This is a genomic window from Arthrobacter sp. Soil764 (assembly GCF_001428075.1).
Taxonomy (GTDB): Bacteria; Actinomycetota; Actinomycetes; order Actinomycetales; family Micrococcaceae; genus Arthrobacter.
Window position 1 is genome coordinate 49,420 of record NZ_LMSI01000019.1, and the last position, 18,625, is coordinate 68,044.

At 68.0% G+C, this 18,625-nt stretch carries 14 protein-coding genes; 9 read left to right on the forward strand and 5 right to left on the reverse strand.

The features are described from left to right. Positions 1-165 precede the first annotated feature (165 nt). The 9 genes from ASG86_RS09930 to ASG86_RS09970 all read left to right on the forward strand — a co-directional run bounded on the left by ASG86_RS09930 (position 166) and on the right by ASG86_RS09970 (position 11,800). Entirely contained in the window at positions 166-2,991 is a 2,826-nt protein-coding gene (locus ASG86_RS09930) for an aconitate hydratase (protein WP_056333300.1), read from the forward strand. A gap of 130 nt (positions 2,992-3,121) precedes the next feature. Next, positions 3,122-5,095, forward strand: coding sequence for a 1-deoxy-D-xylulose-5-phosphate synthase (gene dxs, locus ASG86_RS09935; protein ID WP_056333303.1), 1,974 nt, complete (start codon positions 3,122-3,124; stop codon positions 5,093-5,095). After that, complete coding sequence (locus ASG86_RS09940) at positions 5,092-5,709, forward strand: DUF402 domain-containing protein (protein ID WP_200946238.1); 618 nt, start codon at positions 5,092-5,094, stop codon at positions 5,707-5,709. The genes dxs and ASG86_RS09940 overlap by 4 nt, the downstream gene beginning before the upstream one ends. Beyond that, positions 5,706-6,266, forward strand: coding sequence for a hypothetical protein (locus ASG86_RS09945; RefSeq protein ID WP_056333306.1), 561 nt, complete (start codon positions 5,706-5,708; stop codon positions 6,264-6,266). The genes ASG86_RS09940 and ASG86_RS09945 overlap by 4 nt, the downstream gene beginning before the upstream one ends. A 9-nt stretch (positions 6,267-6,275) precedes the next feature. Then, complete coding sequence (locus ASG86_RS09950) at positions 6,276-7,253, forward strand: aldo/keto reductase (protein WP_056333309.1); 978 nt, start codon at positions 6,276-6,278, stop codon at positions 7,251-7,253. 6 nt (positions 7,254-7,259) lie between these two features. Then, positions 7,260-8,285 (forward strand): nucleoside hydrolase, encoded by a 1,026-nt coding sequence (locus ASG86_RS09955; protein ID WP_056333312.1) that lies wholly within the window; start codon positions 7,260-7,262, stop codon positions 8,283-8,285. 186 nt (positions 8,286-8,471) lie between these two features. Next, the gene (locus ASG86_RS09960) at positions 8,472-9,362 is read left to right on the forward strand and encodes a hypothetical protein (RefSeq protein ID WP_056333315.1); all 891 of its coding nucleotides are present in this window, start codon (positions 8,472-8,474) and stop codon (positions 9,360-9,362) included. Positions 9,363-9,372: 10 nt separating this feature from the next. Further along, complete coding sequence (locus tag ASG86_RS09965) at positions 9,373-10,161, forward strand: energy-coupling factor transporter transmembrane component T family protein (RefSeq protein ID WP_056333318.1); 789 nt, start codon at positions 9,373-9,375, stop codon at positions 10,159-10,161. 70 nt (positions 10,162-10,231) lie between these two features. Continuing rightward, on the forward strand, positions 10,232-11,800 hold the full coding sequence (locus tag ASG86_RS09970; RefSeq protein ID WP_056333978.1) for an ABC transporter ATP-binding protein: 1,569 nt from the start codon (positions 10,232-10,234) through the stop codon (positions 11,798-11,800). 64 nt (positions 11,801-11,864) lie between these two features. On the opposite strand, the gene ASG86_RS09975 is transcribed toward ASG86_RS09970, so the two are convergent. The 5 genes from ASG86_RS09975 to ASG86_RS09995 all read right to left on the reverse strand — a co-directional run bounded on the left by ASG86_RS09975 (position 11,865) and on the right by ASG86_RS09995 (position 18,608). Beyond that, positions 11,865-14,027, reverse strand: a complete 2,163-nt coding sequence (locus ASG86_RS09975; RefSeq protein ID WP_056333321.1) for a 3-hydroxyacyl-CoA dehydrogenase NAD-binding domain-containing protein — start codon at positions 14,025-14,027, stop codon at positions 11,865-11,867. Then, on the reverse strand, positions 14,024-15,301 hold the full coding sequence (locus ASG86_RS09980; RefSeq protein ID WP_056333325.1) for a thiolase family protein: 1,278 nt from the start codon (positions 15,299-15,301) through the stop codon (positions 14,024-14,026). The genes ASG86_RS09975 and ASG86_RS09980 overlap by 4 nt, the downstream gene beginning before the upstream one ends. Before the next feature lie 120 nt (positions 15,302-15,421). Further along, positions 15,422-16,756, reverse strand: a complete 1,335-nt coding sequence (locus ASG86_RS09985) for an HRDC domain-containing protein (protein ID WP_056333328.1) — start codon at positions 16,754-16,756, stop codon at positions 15,422-15,424. 12 nt (positions 16,757-16,768) lie between these two features. Beyond that, the gene (locus ASG86_RS09990; RefSeq protein ID WP_056333331.1) at positions 16,769-17,452 is read right to left on the reverse strand and encodes a DUF3000 domain-containing protein; all 684 of its coding nucleotides are present in this window, start codon (positions 17,450-17,452) and stop codon (positions 16,769-16,771) included. Positions 17,453-17,510: 58 nt separating this feature from the next. Further along, positions 17,511-18,608 carry a threonine aldolase family protein gene (locus ASG86_RS09995; RefSeq protein ID WP_056333334.1) on the reverse strand — a complete coding sequence of 366 codons (1,098 nt, stop codon included), beginning with the start codon at positions 18,606-18,608 and terminating at the stop codon, positions 17,511-17,513. Positions 18,609-18,625: the final 17 nt, after the last annotated feature.

Here is an 18,625-nt window from a genome sequence, read left to right on the forward strand (position 1 = left end):
TGCCGCGGGGGTTTTGGACTACGATGGCCATAGTAGTCCCACGTCGCGCCCGTATTCTCGGCCGGCCGTGTGCAATTTTCGGGCCCTGTAACTACTTAGGGCGTCCTAACTAGCAGGCGGTCAACCGCGCGACAAAGATGAAACTGTTGCGAGAGGAGTCCTGCGATGAGCACTGTGGACAGCTTCGGTTCAAAAGGCAAACTTAATGTAGCCGGAACCGAATACGAAATTTTCCGGTTGAACTCCGTTGAAGGTGCAGAAGCCCTTCCGTTCAGCCTCAAGGTATTGCTTGAAAACCTGTTGAGGACAGAGGACGGCGCGAACATCACTGCCGATCACGTCCGCGCCTTGGCAGGCTGGGATCCGAATGCGGAACCCGATACAGAAATCCAGTTCACGCCGGCGCGCGTGATCATGCAGGACTTCACCGGCGTTCCCTGCGTGGTTGACCTTGCCACCATGCGTGAAGCGGTCAAGGACCTGGGCGGGGACCCCAAGCGGGTCAACCCTCTGGCACCGGCCGAGATGGTCATCGACCACTCAGTGCAGATCGATGCCTTCGGCAACTCCGGCGCACTGGAGCGCAACATGGAGATCGAATACCAGCGCAATGGTGAGCGCTACCAGTTCCTGCGCTGGGGCCAGACCGCATTCGACGACTTCAAGGTGGTTCCCCCGGGAACCGGCATTGTGCACCAGGTCAACATTGAATACCTGGCCCGCACCGTGATGACCCGCGAGGTGGACGGTGCGCTCCGCGCCTACCCCGACACCTGCGTCGGCACCGACTCGCACACCACCATGGTCAACGGCCTGGGCGTGCTGGGCTGGGGCGTGGGCGGCATTGAAGCCGAGGCAGCAATGCTCGGCCAGCCCGTCTCCATGCTGATTCCGCGCGTCGTGGGCTTCAAGCTCAGCGGCAGCATCCCCGCCGGTGCCACCGCAACCGACGTGGTGCTGACCATCACCGAAATGCTGCGCAAGCACGGCGTTGTGGGCAAGTTCGTCGAATTCTACGGCGAAGGTGTCGCAGCGGTGCCGCTGGCCAACCGCGCCACCATCGGCAACATGAGCCCCGAGTTCGGTTCCACCGCCGCCATGTTCCCCATCGACGACGTCACCCTTGACTACCTGCGCCTCACCGGCCGGTCCGAGCAGAACGTCGCCCTGGTGGAGGCCTACGCCAAGGAACAGGGCCTGTGGCACGACGCCTCCCGCGACATCAAGTTCTCGGAGTACCTGGAACTGGACCTGTCCACCGTTGTCCCGTCCATCGCCGGCCCCAAGCGCCCGCAGGACCGCATTGAGCTGACCGAGGCCAAGGACGAGTTCCGCCACGACCTGCTCAACTACGTCTCGCACGACGCCAACGCGGGAACCCTGGACGAGTCCCTGGAGGAGTCCTTCCCGGCTTCGGACGCGCCGTCCTTCACCGGTGGTGCAACCCACATCTCCGACACCGACCGTGAACCGCCGAAGTACTCGGCAGCACACGGCGGCGCGGGGCGTATCTCCAACCCGGTCCCCGTGAAGATGGCTGACGGCCGCGAGTTCGAACTGGACCACGGCGCGGTCACCATCGCCTCCATCACGTCCTGCACCAACACGTCCAACCCCTCGGTCATGCTGGCCGCCGCCGTCCTGGCGCGCAACGCCGTCGAAAAGGGCCTCACCGCCAAGCCGTGGGTCAAGACCTCCGTTGCCCCGGGCTCGAAGGTTGTCACGGACTACTACGAGAAGTCCGGCCTGACCCCGTACCTGGAGAAGCTGGGCTTCTACATCGTGGGCTACGGCTGCGCCACCTGCATCGGCAACTCCGGTCCGCTGGAAGCTGAGATCTCCGAGGCCGTCCAGGCCAACGATCTCGCCGTCGCCGCCGTCCTGTCCGGCAACCGCAACTTCGAAGGCCGGATCAACCCGGACGTCAAGATGAACTACCTGGCTTCCCCGCCGCTGGTCATCGCCTACGCCCTGGCCGGTTCCATGGACTTCGACTTCGAAACCGACGCCCTCGGCAAGGATGAGGCCGGCAACGACGTCTTCCTGAAGGACATCTGGCCCAACCCTGTTGAGGTCCAGCAGGTCATCGATTCCTCGATTGACAAGGAAATGTTCGCCAAGGGCTACGAGGGCGTCTTCGACGGGGACGACCGTTGGAAGGCCCTGGACACCCCGGCCGGCGACACCTTCGCCTGGGATCCAAACTCCACGTACGTCCGGAAGCCCCCGTACTTCGAGGGCATGCAGGCGAAGCCGGAGCCGGTCAAGGACATCACGGGCGCCCGCGTGCTGCTGAAGCTCGGCGACTCCGTCACCACCGACCACATCTCCCCGGCCGGTTCGTTCAAGTCCGACACCCCTGCCGGCCAGTACCTGCTGGCCAACGGCGTGGAGCGCAAGGACTTCAACTCCTACGGCTCACGGCGTGGCAACCACGAGGTGATGATCCGCGGTACGTTCGCGAACATCCGCATCAAGAACCAGCTCCTGGACGGCGTTGAGGGTGGCTTCACCCGCGACTTCACCCAGGCTGACGGCCCGCAGGCCTACGTCTACGACGCCGCGCAGAACTACCAGGCAGCCGGCACCCCGCTGGTGGTCCTGGCCGGCAAGGAGTACGGTTCCGGATCGTCCCGTGACTGGGCCGCCAAGGGCACCGCACTGCTGGGCGTCAAGGCCGTCATCGCCGAGAGCTACGAGCGCATCCACCGCTCCAACCTCATCGGCATGGGCGTCCTGCCGCTGCAGTACCCGGCCGGCGAGAACGCTGCCAGCCTGGGCCTGACCGGCACGGAAACCTTCTCAGTGGAGGGCGTCACCGCCCTCAACGAGGGCACCACGCCCAAGACCCTGAAGGTCAACGCCACCGCAGAGGACGGCTCCTCGAAGTCGTTCGACGCCGTCCTGCGCATCGATACCCCGGGTGAAGCGGACTACTACCGCAACGGCGGCATCCTGCAGTACGTGCTGCGCCAGATCTCCGCGAACTAGCGGTTTCTGCCCAGCAGGCAACATCCTCCCGAAGCCCCGGCCGGTCACCGACCAGCCGGGGCTTCGGCTTTGCAGTCAAAACCAAGGCGTTAGAGTTAAACGGCACGTCTACCACCCGAAGGAGGGGTCATTGGGAATCTTGGACACCATCCGGAATCCGCAGGACCTGAACGAGTTGACCGAGGAACAGCTGGCACAGCTGGCCTCGGAGATCAGGGACTTCCTGATCACGAACGTTTCCCAGACGGGCGGCCACCTCGGACCCAACCTCGGCGTCGTGGAACTGACGCTGGCCGTGCACCGCATTTTCGAGTCTCCCCGCGACAGCATCGTCTTCGACACGGGCCACCAGTCCTACGTCCATAAGCTGCTGACCGGGCGCCAGGACTTCAGCACCCTCCGCCAGGAAGGCGGGCTCTCCGGCTATCCCGCCAGGGCCGAGTCAGAGCACGACATCGTCGAGAGCTCCCACGCCTCCTCCTCCCTGTCCTGGGCCGACGGTATCTCCCGCGCCCGCCAGCTCACCGGGGAAGGCGACCGCCACGTCGTTGCCGTCGTTGGCGATGGCGCGCTCACCGGCGGGATGGCGTGGGAAGCCATCAACAACATCGCCGCGGACAAGAAGCGCCGCGTCGTCATCGTGGTCAACGACAATGGCCGCTCCTACGCCCCCACTGTCGGCGGATTCGCCGACTACCTTGCCTCGCTGCGCCCCACCATTGACTCCTTCCGCGCCGCGCCCGCCTATGAGGTGGCACTGGACTGGTGGAAGAAGAAGCTCCAGAACGGCGGCCCCATGGGCCAGTTCACGTACAAGAGCCTGCACGCCATGAAGAAGGGCATCAAGGACTGGTGGGCGCCGCAGGGCATGTTCGAGGACCTCGGCATGAAGTACATAGGCCCCGTGGACGGCCACAACCTCCAGGCCATGGAACACGCCCTCTCCACCGCCAGGAACTACGGCGGCCCGGTCATTGTGCACGCCATGACGGAGAAGGGGCACGGCTACGCCCCCGCCCGCGCCCATGAAGCCGACCAGTTCCACGCGGTGGGCATCATCGATCCGGAAACCGGCGAACCAACCGGCAGCGGCGGGGCACAGTCCTGGACCTCCGTGTTCGCCGACGAAATCGCAGCCATCTCGGACGAGCGCGACGACATCGTGGGCATCACCGGGGCCATGCTGATTCCGGTGGGCCTGCACAAGTTCGCAGCCAAGCACCCTGAGCGCGTCATCGACGTCGGCATCGCCGAGCAGCATGCGCTCACCGCGGCCGCCGGCATGGCCTTCGGCGGGCTGCACCCGGTGGTGGCCGTCTACGCCACCTTCCTCAACCGTGCCTTCGACCAGCTGCTGATGGACGTCGCCCTCCATAAGGCCGGCGTCACCATCGTCCTGGACCGCGCGGGCGTGACCGGCCCGGACGGCGCCAGCCATCACGGCATGTGGGACATGGCCATGGTCCAGATCGTCCCGGGCCTGCACCTGGCCGCACCCCGCGACGCCACCAGGCTCCGCGAGGAACTGCGTGAGGCGGTGGCCATCAGCGATGCCCCCACCGTGGTCCGCTTTTCCAAGGGATCCGTGGGTCCGGCCGTGGAGGCGCTGGAACGCTTGAGCGACGGCGTGGACGTCCTGGCCCGCCGCCCCTCCGGTTCCACCGAGAACGACGTGCTGATCGTCAGCGTCGGCGCCATGTCAGAGCTGGCCCTCGACGTCGCCAACCGGCTCGGGGCGCAGGGCATCAGCACAACCGTGGTGGACCCACGCTGGGTCCTCCCGGTCCGCCGTTCCATCATTGCGCTGGCCTCCCACCACCGGCTGGTCATCTGCATCGAGGACGGCGTCCGCGCCGGCGGAGTCGGATCGCGCATCCGTCAGGAAATGCGTGCCGCAGGCGTGGACACCGCCCTGAATGAGGTGGGCCTGCCCGTGGAGTTCCTGGAGCACGGCACCCGCAACCAGGTGCTGGAGCGCGTTGGGCTGACCGCCCAACAGATCACGCACGACGTCGTCGCGCAGGTTTTGGGAACCAAGGTTCCGTTCGCGCGGCCCCTGCCCGGGCAGCAGCACCCCACCACCGGCAGCCTTCCGATCCTGTGAGGGACGAGGACGAGCTGAAGTACCCCGGACCCGCGGGGGAGTCCGGACCGGTCCTGCACACCACCACCACGCGTGTTCCCAATGGACTGCAGCCCGGACAGCTGGTGGTTTCCCGGAACCGGAAATGGAACGGCAAGGCGCACTGGGTGGTGCCGGGCCGGTACCTTGGCGAAGACCGGCACGGGTGGTGGATCTTCCAGGGCACCAACGAGTTCTGTTCCCGCCCCGGGGCCGCGTTCTACACGCGTTCCGACGCCGTCCTGCTGGTGCCGCGCCAGGGCGACTGGGTGGCCACGTTCTACGATTCTGCCCACCCGGGGGGCGTACGGGTGTACATCGACCTGGCGGTCGGCCACGAATGGACACAGATCCGGCCGGCCGTCACCGAGTTCCACGTCATCGACATGGACCTGGACGTCATCCGGACCGCTGACCGCGGCGTCTTCATCGACGACCAGGACGAATTCGCCGACCACAGCGTCTCCATGCGCTACCCGCAGCAACTGATCGAAGACATCCAGTCCTCCGCGGACACTCTGTACCACGCCGTGAAGGCACAGCAAGCTCCATTCGACGGCACCGACGTCGAATGGTTTACAAAAGGACGCACATGAGCGGCATTGTCAGGGTCTACAAGCGCGACGACGAGGGCACCCTCCACTTCCGGGAGGCCTGGTTCGATGAGGACTACTCGCAGTTCGTCATGAATTTCGGCGCTGTGGGGCACCAGAGCAAGACCGAGGAAACCGACGTTCCCGACGCTGCCGCCGCCGAGGGCCTCCTGGACGCCTTCGCAGCCCAATGCGCTGAGGACGGATTCGCCGAGATCCCCGCCGAGGAGCAGTTCTGGGTGGTGGCGCAGTTCGCGCTCAAGACCCGGGAAGGGACGGAGCGGGACCGCTACCTGGAGGAGAAGGCCACCGACGCCCTGATCAGCCACCTCGCCTGGCGGGGCCTTGGCACGGTGGAGCGTTCCGAATTCACGGACTACAAACTCAACATCTTCTGCCTTTGCCCGGATGTGAACAAGGCCGTGAATGCCATCAAGGTCTGCGCCCGCGGCGAAGACCTGGACTTCACCAAGCTCAGCATCGGTGCCGCCCCGTACAGCAACCCCGACCATTACAAACTCAAGCACTCAGCCAAGCCGGCCAGCAGCTTCACCCTCTAGGAGGCGTCCTTGACCAGTTACCGCCGCGTTGGAAAATCAGGCCTGACCGTCTCCACCGTGGGGCTTGGCTGCAACAACCTCGGCCGCGCCAACACCGCCACCGAATCGCAGGACGCAACGGACGCCGTCGTCCACGCGGCAGTCGATGCCGGCATCACCCTCTTCGACGTCGCCGACACCTACGGCCGCGAGCCCGGGCTGAGCGAAACCATGCTTGGCAAGGCCCTCGGAAACCGGCGCTCCAGCGTGGTGCTGGCCACCAAGTTCGGCATGGACATGAAGGGCGCCAGCGGGCCGGACTTCGGTGCCCGCGGGTCGCGGCGTTACATCATCCAGGCGGTTGAGGCTTCGCTGCGGCGGCTGGGCACGGACTGGATCGACCTCTACCAGTTCCACACCCCGGACCCGCTGACCCCCATCGACGAGACCCTCGCCGCGCTGGACACCCTGGTCCGCAGCGGCAAGGTCCGCTACATCGGCCACTCCAACCGGTCCGGCTGGCAGATCGCCCAGGCCGAGTACGTGGCACGCGAACTGGGCACCGCCCGCTTCATCTCCACCCAGAACCACTACAACCTCCTGGACCGGCGTGCCGAGCTTGAAGTGACCCCGGCCGCGGAGGAGTTCGGGCTCGGCGTCCTTCCGTACTTCCCGCTGGCCAACGGCCTCCTGACCGGCAAGTACGCCCCGGGCCATGCGCCGGAAGGATCCCGGCTCAGCCACACTCGCACCAATATGGTGGACGACGCCGACTGGGACCAGCTGGGCCGGTTCAGTGTCTTCGCGAAGGAACGCGGGCTGACCGAAATTGAGGTGGCCTTCTCCTGGCTCGCCGCGCAGCCCTCGGTGGCCAGCGTCATCGCCGGGGCCACCAGGCCGGAGCAGGTCAGGCAGAACGCGGAAGCGGCGAACTGGATCCCCACCCCCGAAGACCTGGCCGCCCTGGACGGGATCTTCCCGGCCGTGCCCAAGGTCGCGCTCTTCTAGGCAGCCGTGCCCGCCTACCTCCTGGACGTTGATACCGGAATCGACGACGCCCTGGCCCTGGCCTACCTGGCGGCCCTCCCGGACACGGAATTCGTGGCAGTCACTGCCACCCCCGGCAACGTGGACGCGGACCAGGTGGCCCGCAACACCCTGGCGTTGCTGGAACTGTGCGGCCGGCCCGGGGTCCAGGTGGCCGTGGGGGCCCGCAAGCCCCTGTCCATCCCGCTGCAGACCACCCCGGAGACCCACGGACCACAAGGAATCGGCTACGCCGTCCTGCCGCAGCCCGCCGGCCGGATCAGCGAACGGGATGCCGTGGACCTGTGGATCGAACACGCCAGGGCCAGGCCGGGGGAGCTCACCGCGCTCATCACCGCCCCGCTGACCAACTTCGCCCTGGCGCTGCGCAGGGAACCGCAACTTCCCGACCTCCTGGCAAAGGTGGTGATCATGGGCGGCGCCTTCTACCACCAGGGCAACACCACCCCCACCGCCGAATGGAACACGCACGTGGACCCGCACGCCGCCAAGGAGGTCTACGCCGCGTACCAGGGAAAGCCGCTGGAGAAACTGCCCATCGTCTGCTCGCTGGACACCACCGAACGCATGGAGCTCCGCCCAGCCCACGTCACGGCGCTGGCCCGCGCTGCCGGTGCCGCCGTTCCCGAACTGGTGCTCCCCGAACAGCCGGAAGGCCAGCGGAGCAGCTCCGACAACACCCTCATCAGGCACCTTTCGGATGCCCTGCGCTTCTACTTCGAATTCCACCGGCTCTACGACCAGGGCTACCTGGCCCACGTCCACGACTTTTTCGCCGCAGGAGTGGCGGCAGGCACGCTCGAGTATACGGCCCGCCCCGCCACCGTGGACGTCGAAACAGAGTCGCCGCTCCTGGCCGGCACCACCGTTGCCGACTTCCGCGGGCTCTGGGGCACACCTCCCAACGCCCGGATCGTGTCCGGCAACAACCCGGATCAGGCGTTCCGCGAGCTGGTGTCCGCCGTCGGAAGCCTGGCCGGCCGGGTGGGATGAAACGGCAGGCGCGGGGCGCCGTGCGACCAGTGCATTCCGCACGGGACGACGTCCGGGATGCCCGGTAGAATGGGGCACGGACCGGCCCGGCGCAGTTGCCGCCGGCTGCTGCCGAGGTGACATAGGCAGCCACACGCTCGTCCCGGCACTGCCGGGCCACTGCCTGCACCCAAAGGAACTTTCCCCATGTCATCGCCCTCTTTGACGCTCCCGTCCCAGGAACGCCCCGCGGCCCGCCGCCGGCTCCTGGAGATCCTCGGCGCCCTGGCCATCGCGGCCACCTATGTCTACCTGGTGCTCAACCAGCCCGCAGACATCACCGGAGGTCCGGGCAGCGCATCGGCCCTGATCGCCCTCACCGGCTTCCTGGCAGGCGCGGTCCTGCTGATCGTCGCCGTCCTGCCCACGCTGCCGGCATCCACCTTGGTGCTGATCCCGGTGGCCCTGGTCCTGAACATCGTCCTCGGCCAGTTCGTTGGCAGCACCCTGGTTCCCTTCTACCTCGACGCCATCGGCACGGTGCTGATTGCCGTCCTGGCCGGCCCGGCTGCCGGCGCCGCCACGGGCGCACTCAGCAGCATCGTCTGGTCCTTCTTCAACCCCACCGTGCTTCCGTTCGCCGCAGGCGCCGCGCTCATCGGGTGCCTGGCCGGGCTGGCAGCACGCTACGGCCTCTTCCGCCGCTTCTACCTGGCTCCCGTGGCCGGCTTCGCCACGGGGATCATCGCCGGTGTGGTCTCCGCCCCGGTGGCCGCGTTCGTCTTCGGCGGAACCTCGGGCGTGGCCACAGGGGCGATCGTGAGTGCTTTCCGGGCCATGGGCGATACCCTCCTGGCCGCCATCACCAAGCAGGCGCTGATCTCCGACCCCATGGACAAGGCCATCGTGTTCACCATCGTGGCCATCCTGGTCTATGCCCTGCCCCGCCGGGCCCGCCAGCAGTTCCCCTTCATCAGGCGCCACCGCGTGCTGGCCGGCACTACGCCTGCGGCTGACGCCCGCGCGCAGGGACCCGCCCAGGATCCGGTCCAGGGGCCGGCAGAGGGACCCGCCCAGGATTCCACACGGAAGGGATGACCCTACCCCTGTGACGGCATCATCGGCAGGCAGGACGGCAGCGCCGGCCAGGCGGGAACGGCTTAACCCGCTGACGTCGCTGACCGCTGCGGCGGCCACGGCGGTCATTACGACGGCGGCCGGCAGCTGGCCGCTGTCCCTCGCCGTGGTTGCCGCGTGCCTTGGCCTGTCCGTGGCGGGCGGCACCGCCCGCCGGGTGCTCCCGGCTGGTGCTGCAGTCCTGGTTCCGCTTGGCCTGTCACTGTTGTGGCTGCACGGGCTGTTCTTCCCCGAGGGACGGACTGTCCTGGCAGCGTGGGGACCTGCCCGGATCACCCAGGAAGGCCTGGAGTTCGCCGGGCAGCGGATCCTGCAGCTGGCCGCCGTGGTCCTGGTGCTGCTCCTGTTTTCCTTCAGCGTCCGCGTCCCCGACCTCGTGGCGGCCTTGTCCGCCCGCGGGGTACAGGGCCGGTTCGCCTTCGTCCTGGCCTCCACCCTGACCCTGCTGCCTGCCATCGCGGCCCGGGCGCAGCGGATCAGACAGGCCCAGGAATCACGGGGCCTGGTGGTCTCCGGCAGCCTGGTGTCCAGGGCGCGCGCCTTCCGGCTGCAGGCCGTTCCGCTGGTCCTCTCCCTGATCGAGGATGCCGGTACCCGCGCCGCCGCTCTCGAGGCCAGGGGACTCAGCAATACCGGGCCGCGGACCAGCTACCGCGAGGTGGCTGATTCGGGCCTGCAGCGGGCAGCCCGGACAGTCCTGGTGCTGGCGGCCCTGGCGGCAGTGGTTCTCCGGGTGGCCCAGGCGGGCGCAGGTGGCTGAGCCCGTGGTGACCAGCAGCCCAGGCAATGCCGGCAAAGCAAGTAATGCCGGCAAAGACAGCAATGCCGGCGTGCCAGGCAAACCGGTCCTGGCAGCCGGGATCCGGCAGTTCACGTTCCACGACGGCCAGACCCCGGCCCTGCAGGATGTGACCGTGTCTTTTGCGCCCGGCTCCTTCACGGCCATTCTTGGTGCCTCCGGCAGCGGCAAGTCCACCCTGGGCCGGCTGCTGGCCGGCTGGCTGCCTCCGGGCGGCCACGGCCTACTGGCAGGGTTCCTTGAGTTGTCCGGCACGCGGCTGGAGTTCGACGGCGGCCCGGGGGACCCCCGGATCGATGCCGCCCAGTGGGGCCGGCACGTGGGGTTTGTCCCGCAGGACCCGGGTTCCGTCCTGTCCACCGTGCGGGCCACAGTGGCCGAGGAACTCGCGTTCGGGCTGGAAAACGCCGGCACGGAGCGCGCTGACATGCAGGTGGCTGTGGAGCGCACAGCCGGGCTGCTGGGACTTCGGAACCAGCTGGACCAGGACCCCGCCCGGCTCTCCGGCGGGCAGCTGCGCCGCCTCGCCATCGGCTGCACCATCATCGCCGGACCGCCCGTGCTGGTCATGGACGAGCCCTTCGCCTCCCTGGACACGGCAGGCGCGGACGATCTTGCCACCCTGGTCCGGGACCTGCTGAAGCGGGGTACCGCCGTCGTCATCCTCAGCCAGATGGTGGACCCGCTGCTGCTGGACGCCGACACCTGGGTGGTGCTGTCGGGTGGCACAGTCACCGCGTGCGGGCCTCCTGCCGGCATGGGGGCCGGACATGCCGAAGGCAGCAATGGCGCAGGCATGCTGCCCAGGGCAATCCGGCGTCCAGCCGAACGGAACGCTGCGGCGCCGCCAAAGCCGCCTCCAGGGCCGCAGGCCGGACCGGCGGCACTGCAGCTCCGCGGTGTGTCCTTTGCGTACCCGGCCCCACAAACCCACGGTGAAAGACGCCGCAAACGATGGGTCAAGGCGGTACGGACCGGGGACTCGACCCCCGGTACACCCGTGCTGCAGGACGTCCACCTAACGGTCCAATCCGGGGAAATCGTGGCGGTCACCGGGCCCAACGGCGCCGGAAAATCCACGCTCCTGCGCCACTTCAACGGCCTGCTGAAACCCACCGCGGGAACTGTCCTGGTCAGCGGCAATGACATTTCCGGCGCGCCCGTTGGACGCACCGCGGCCGCCGTGGGCCTCCTGTTCCAGCAGCCGCGCGACCAGTTGTTTGAACGCACCGTACTGCGGGAGGTCAGCTTCGGGCTGGACCGCCTGGTGGGTCCGGACATGGCGGCAGAACGGGCCGTTGCAGCCCTTCAGGCAGTCGGCCTGGCGAAGGCCGCCCACGGGCACCCCGCCGAGCTGCCGGCCTCAGCCCAGCGCCTCCTGGCGCTGGCCACCGTCCTGGCGCGCAGGCCCGCCGTCCTGGCACTGGACGAGCCCACCGTGGCACTGGACGGCGACGGACTGGCCCTGCTGGACGCCGCCGTCGGCTCGGCCGCAGCGGAGGGCGCCGCCGTCGTGCTGGTCACCCATGACCTGGGCTACGCACGCACGGTGGCGCACCGCATCCTGACGCTCGACGGCGGCCGGTTGGCAACGGCCTGACCGCCGGCATGACGGCGGCCGGCAGTGCGCCGCCCGCCAGTGGGCGGGCGGCGCGCAAATCCGCCTAGCCTGCGGCGGGGGACGCGACGCCCGGCGCCAGGAAGCGCTTGCCGTTCACCCGCTCGGAGGCCCCCACCCGGTCCAGGTAGGGGATGATGCCGCCCAGGAACATCGGCCAGCCGGCGCCAAGGATCATGCAGAGGTCGATGTCCGCCGGACCGGCCACGACGTCCTCGTCCAGCATGTGGCCGATTTCCTCAGCCAAGGCATCCTGGACGCGGCGCAGCACCTGCCCGCCGGTGGACGGGCTGGAGCCAAAGGAGAGCATTTCCAGCGTGGAGGCGGGGATGGCCCGGGTACCATCCGGGGAAGTCTCCCACAGTGCCTTGACGTTGTTGTCGATGAGCTTTTTGAGGTTGGTGGAGACCGGGAAACGGTCGCCGAACGCGGCGTGCAGCGATTCCTGGACATGCTGTGCCACGGGCAGGCCCACCATGGCCAGCAGCGTGAACGGCGTCATGGGGAGCCCCATGGGCCGGAGCGCATTGTCCGCTACCTCTGCCGGCGTGCCCTCATCAAAGGCGGCCGTGACTTCCCCCATGAGCCGGAGCAGGATGCGGTTGACCACGAACGCGGCGGCATCCTTGACCAGCACCCCGGTTTTCTTCAGGGACTTGGCCAGTTCGAACGCGGTGGCCAGCACGGCGTCGTCGGTCCGCGGGGCCCGGACGATCTCCAGCAGCGGCATCACGGCCACGGGGTTGAAGAAGTGGAAACCCACCAAGCGTTCGGGGTGCTGCAGGTCGGCGGCCATTTCCGTCACGGAGAGCGAGGACGTGTTGGTGGCCAGGATGCACTCCGTACCCACAATGCCTTCCAGCTCGGCGAAGACCTGCTTCTTGATGTGCAGTTCCTCAAAGACCGCCTCAATCACGAAGTCGGCGTCGGCGAAGACATCCTTGGACACCGAACCCGTCACCAGGGCCTTGGTACGGTTGGCCGCGTCCTGGCTGAGGCGCTTTTTCGCCAGCAGCTTGTCCACCTCGGCGTGGACGTAGGCCACGCCCTTGTCCACACGGGCCTGGTCGATGTCGGTCAGGACCACGGGCACCTTCAGCTGGCGGGCGAAGAGCAGGGCCAGCTGGCCGGCCATCAGTCCGGCGCCCACCACGCCCACTTTGGTGACGGGGCGGGCCAGCTTGCGGTCAGGGGCACCCGCCGGGCGCTTGGCACGCTTCTGCACCAGGTCCAGGAAGGCGTAGACGGTGGAGCGGAACTCGTCGGTCTGCATCAGCTCAGCCAGAGTTTCGCATTCCAGCGCGGCGGATTCCGCTGCCGTCATGGTGCGGTTCACTTCGAGGATATCCAGGACCTTGGCGGGTGCGGGGGAGGCGTTGGAGGTCTTGGCCTCTACGAACGCCCGTCCAGCCTCCACCGCAGCGGCCCACCGGGTTGCCGCCTCAGGGGAGGAGGGGTCGACGGCGTTGGCCCGCTCCGGGACCACGTCACCGGAGATGACACCGGCGGCCCAGGCAAGCGACTGCTCCAGGAAGTCGGCAGGCTCGAAGAGGGCGTCGGCGATGCCCAGCTTGAAAGCCTCCGCACCGGACAGTGTCCGGTTGTTGCTCAGCGGGTTCTCGATCATGACCTTGACGGCATTCTCCGGGCCCACCAGGCGGGGGAGGATGTAGACGCCGCCCCAGCCGGGCACCAAACCGAGGAACGCTTCCGGCAGTGCCAGGGCCCCGGCGCCCGTGGATACGGTGCGGTACGTGGACTGCAGGGCGATTTCCAGCCCGCCGCCCAGGGCTGCGCCGTTGATGAAGGCGAAGCTGGGGACGCCAAGGTTTGCCAGCGTTGCGTAGACGTCGTGGCCCAGCTGCGCCATCCACAGCCCGTGCTCACGCTGTTCCAGTGACTTCACGGCGGAAAGATCGGCGCCCGCCACCAGGTAGTGCGGCTTGCCGGTCACGCCCACGCCCACGATCTCGCCCCGGGCGGCCCGCCCGCGCAGGCCTTCCAGGACCGTGCCGAGTTCCACCAGGGTGTTGGGGCCCAGGGTGGTCGGCTTGGTGTGGTCGAGGTCGTTGTCCAGGGTGACCAGGGCGAAGGTACCCGGACCTGGCCGGCCCACCGTGCCCGGCAGGGCGATGTCCTGCACGTAGGAGTGGGTCACGGTTTCGTTGGGGAAAAGGTCCGCCAACTTGCGGAAATCTGCGGCGCTCATGCCATGGCTCCTTCGGAAACGGTAGCGGCGGACTCCCCGGAAGGGGTTCCACTGTAGTCGGGGTGGTGCGGATTCTCCCAGATAACGGTGCCGCCCATGCCAAGGCCTACGCACATGGTGGTGATTCCGTACCGCACCGAGGGGTCCTCTTCGAACTGGCGGGCGAGCTGGATCATCAGCCGGACGCCGGAGGAGGCAAGGGGGTGTCCCACCGCGATGGCGCCGCCGTACCGGTTGACCCGGGGGTCGTCGTCGGCGATGCCGTAGTGGTCAAGGAAGCTCAGGACCTGCACGGCGAACGCTTCATTGATTTCGAACAGGCCGATGTCGTCGATGGTGAGCCCGGCGTTCTTCAGCGCTTTTTCGGTCGCGGGGACGGGGCCGATGCCCATGACCTCCGGCTCCACCCCGGCGTACGCGTAGCTGACCAGCCGCATCTTCACGGGAAGACCGAGCTCCGCCGCGGCGTCGGAGGACGCAAGGACTGCGGCGGTTGCGCCATCGTTCAGGCCGGCGGCGTTTCCGGCAGTGACCCGGCCATGGGCCCGGAACGGCGTGCGCAGGCCGGCGAGGTCAGCCATGCTGGTCCCCGGGCGCGGTGGTTCGTCCTTGCTGTGGACCGTCCAGCCCTCACCGGGCTTGCGGGCGGCTACGGGAACCATGTCGGGCTGGATCTTTCCGTCCCGGTAGGCGGCGGCCAGCTTGTCCTGCGAGGCGACCGCGTAGGCGTCGGTGCGCTCTTTCGTGATGGCGGGGAAGCGGTCGTGCAGGTTCTCGGCCGTGTTTCCCATATTCAAAGCTGCCGGGTCCACCAGGCGTTCGGACATGAAGCGCGGGTTCGGGTCAGCGCCGGATCCCATGGGGTGGTGGCCCATGTGCTCCACGCCGCCGGCAACCACCACGTCGTAGGCGCCAAAGCCGATGCCGCCCGCCGTCGTCGTGACGGCGGTCATGGCACCGGCGCACATGCGGTCGATGGCGAAGCCGGGGACCGTCCGGGGGAGGCCGGCCAGCAGGGCCGCGGTCCGGCCGAGGGTAAGGCCCTGGTCGCCGGTCTGGGTGGTGGCGGCGATGGCTACCTCGTCGATCCGCTCCGACGGCAGGGACGGATTGCGGCGAAGCAGGCCGCGGATGCATTTCACGATCAGGTCGTCGGCCCGGGTCCCGGCGTAGATTCCTTTCTCGCCGGCCCTGCCGAAGGGTGTGCGGATGCCGTCCACAAAGACGACGTCGCGGACAGTGCGCGGTGATGCGCCGCTTCCGTGCTGGCTCACGTGTAACTCCTCATCGAGACGTAGCGCGCCGGGTGCATGCCGGAGTGCGGCACTAACTGGCGTCGGTCACACCGATGTTACTCGTGAGTAACTTAGCCTGCAAGGGCTGACGTGAAAGGGTTACTGGCCGCCAGCGGCAGCAACCTGTTTGGGTTCCTTGGGCGGAAGCGGCTGCGGGTTCAGGAAAGCGGCGGTGATCAGTGGGGCCGTGAGTTCCACCTGCCATGGGCGGGCACCGAGCGCCCGCAGTTCGGCGGAAATCGAGTCTTCAGTGACGTCAGCCGGCGGCCGCCACGCCACACGCCGTAGGTAGTCGGGCGTCAGGAGGTTTTCCAGCGGGAGGTTCAACTCCCCGGCCTTCTCCTGGAGCAGGGGGCGGGCCGTGGCCAGGCGGGCGGCGGCTTCGGGATCGCGGTCTGCCCAGACCCGCGGCGGCGGCGGGGCATTGGTGGCCAGGTGCAGGGGCGGCAGTTCCGCCAGGTCCCTGGCCGCGGCAATGCAGCGCAGCCAGCGGGGAGCTTCGCGCTGCGCGGCCCGGCCGTGGAAGCCCTTGGTGCTGAGCAGCTGGGGGACGGTGGCGGGCATGGCCTTTGCCGCGGCTACGAGGGCTGAGTCCGGGAGGAGCCGCCCGGGTGCCACGTCGCGTTTCTGCGCCAGGGAGTCGCGTTCCAGCCACAGCTCGCGGACGGCGGCAAGCTGGCGGCGGTCCCGGATCTGGTGCAGGCCGGAGGTCTTCCGCCATGGGTCAACGCGCGGGGGAGCGATGCCCGCTTGGAGGATGGCCGCGAACTCCTGCTGGGCGTATTCCAGTTTTCCGTCCGCTTGGAGCAGTTCGATGAGTTCCTCGCGCAGCTCCGTGAGGACTTCGACGTCCAGTGCGGCGTAGCGCAGCCAGGGCTCCGGCAGGGGGCGGGTGGACCAGTCGGCCGCGGAGTGTTCCTTGGCAAGGCCGAATCCCAGCAGCTGCTCGATGACGGCGGCCAGGCCCACGCGGGGCAGCCCGGCCAGGCGCGCGGCGAGTTCTGTGTCGAACAGCTTGTCCGGCCACATTCCGAGTTCGGAGAGGCAGGGCAGGTCCTGGGTGGCGGCGTGGAGGATCCATTCGACGCCGCGGAGGGCGTCGTTGATGATGTCCAGGTTCCCGAACGGCTCGGGATCGATCAACCAGGTCCCGGCGCCCTCGCGGCGGATCTGGACCAGGAAGGCGCGCTGCCCGTAACGGAAGCCGGAGGCACGCTCGGCGTCCACGCCGGCGGGCCCGGTGCCGGCGGCAATGGCAGCGGCACAGCGCTCCAGGCCGGACTGCGTCTCGATGACCAGCGGAACGCCCTCCCGGGGCGAGTCGAGGTCGATGATTTCGGGGATGGGGCTGTCAAAGCCCTCCACCGTGATGTGGGGTGCGGCAGCAGCAGCCGGGACGCCGGCTGTGGTGTTTTCCGGAATGTTTGGGGTCATGATGCCCCCAGTTTACCGGGCTGCCCCATAACCGTTCTGCTGGCTTCGCCGCCGGGGCGGGAGTGCGGTGACGCCGTCGGGCAGTGGCGGGAGCCCGGCGAACGTGCACACCATGTCGGACCAGGCCTCGAGGTGGGCCTGGACGTCGGCGGAAGCGGGGGTCCAGGAGGCCCGGAGTTCGATGTCTATGGACCCGGGCCGCCCGGCCAGGGTCCCGAAGCTTTCGGACAGGACGCGGGTGGCGGTGCCGCCCGCGGCCCGGTATGCCGCATTGTGGTTCTCCAGTGCCTCCACCAGCCAGGTCCACGCCACGGTTCCCAGCATCTGGTCGTTGCCCATTTCCGGTTCCAGTTCGGCACGGATGTAGGTGACGATCCGGAACTCGCCGTCCCAGACTGCCGAGCCGTCCGGATCATGCAGCAGGATGAAGCGTCCGGTGGCGAGCTCCGTTTCGTCCTCGTCCGCCGGCTCCGAAGCGGAAGCGGCGGCAAGGGCCATGGCCGCGGGTCCGTGGACGGGCGTGGCGGGGGAGCCGGCGCCGGGCGCCATCACTTCTGCGCCCAGTGCCACGGCGAAGGGTGCCAGCCGCGCGGGGGCAGGGATCTCCGCGAGGCGCAGTTCCTTCCGGCACCGGGCTTTCCTGAGGGTTCCCAAGGCGTGGAGAAAATCCGGGGGAACCTGGTCAAGTGCGTTCACCTTGGCAGATTACGGGGCGGGACGGGCCGGGGCGGGAAGGCTCGCCGCCAGCGGACATTCACCCGGCCTGGCCGGCCCGGTACTCCCGAAGTTCATGGCGGATCGCGGCAGCAAAGGTATCGACGTCCTCCTCTGTGGTGTCAAAGGAACACATCCACCGGACTTCCCCTGCCGCCTCATCCCAGTCGTAGAACCGGAAGGACTGTCGCAGCCTGTCCGCTGTGCCGGGGGGAAGGACGGCGAAGACGCCGTTGGATTCAGTCTTCTGGGTGGGCCGGACACCGTCAATGGTGTCGACGGCGGCACGGAGGCGGGCGGCCATGGCATTGGCATGCGCGGCGGAGCGCAGCCACAGGTCGCCTTCGAGCAGCGCGATGAACTGGGCGGACATGAACCGCATCTTGGAGGCAAGCTGCATGTCCATCTTGCGCAGGTAGACCAGGCCGTGGGCTGCCTCGGGGTTCAGGGCCACCACCACTTCGCCGAAGAGCAGCCCGTTCTTGGTGCCGCCAAAGGAGAGGATGTCCACGCCGGCGTCACGGGTGAAGGCCCGCAGGGGCACGCCCAGGTGTGCGGCGGCGTTGGCCAGCCGCGCCCCGTCCATGTGCAGCTTCATGCCTTTGGCGTGCGCATGGTCGGCAATGGCACGCACTTCTTCGGGGGTGTAGCAGGTGCCCAGTTCGGTGGTCTGGGTGATGGAGACGGCGAGCGGCTGGGCGCGGTGTTCGTCGCCCCAGCCCCAGGCCTCCCGGTCGATCAGGTCGGGGGTCAGCTTGCCGTCCGGCGTGGGGACGTGCAGGAGCTTGAGTCCGCCGATGCGTTCGGGGGCGCCGTTCTCGTCCATGTTGATGTGGGCGGTGGAGGCGCACACCACGGCACCCCAGCGGGGAAGCAGGGACTGCAGTGACAGGACGTTGGCGCCGGTGCCGTTGAAGACCGGGAAGCATTCGATGCCGGGCCCGAAGTGGTCAACCATCAGTTCGTGCAACCGCGCCGTGTAGTCGTCTTCGCCGTACGAGACCTGGTGCCCGTCATTGGCGGCGGCAAGTGCCGCGAGGACTTCGGGGTGGACGCCTGAGTAGTTGTCGGAGGCAAAGCCGCGCACGTTGGGATCGTGCAGCCGCAGCCCCGTGCGGGTTTCTGCTGTTGTCGTCATAGGGTTGCTCACGCTTT

Coding starts and splice junctions, on each gene's coding strand:
- ASG86_RS09985 (WP_056333328.1), bottom strand. CDS start 16,756: ATGACCCCAAACATTCCGGAAAACACCACAGCCGGCGTCCCGGCTGCT.
- ASG86_RS09995 (WP_056333334.1), bottom strand. CDS start 18,608: ATGACGACAACAGCAGAAACCCGCACGGGGCTGCGGCTGCACGATCCC.
- ASG86_RS09930 (WP_056333300.1), top strand. CDS start 166: ATGAGCACTGTGGACAGCTTCGGTTCAAAAGGCAAACTTAATGTAGCC.
- ASG86_RS09945 (WP_056333306.1), top strand. CDS start 5,706: ATGAGCGGCATTGTCAGGGTCTACAAGCGCGACGACGAGGGCACCCTC.
- ASG86_RS09960 (WP_056333315.1), top strand. CDS start 8,472: ATGTCATCGCCCTCTTTGACGCTCCCGTCCCAGGAACGCCCCGCGGCC.
- ASG86_RS09975 (WP_056333321.1), bottom strand. CDS start 14,027: ATGAGCGCCGCAGATTTCCGCAAGTTGGCGGACCTTTTCCCCAACGAA.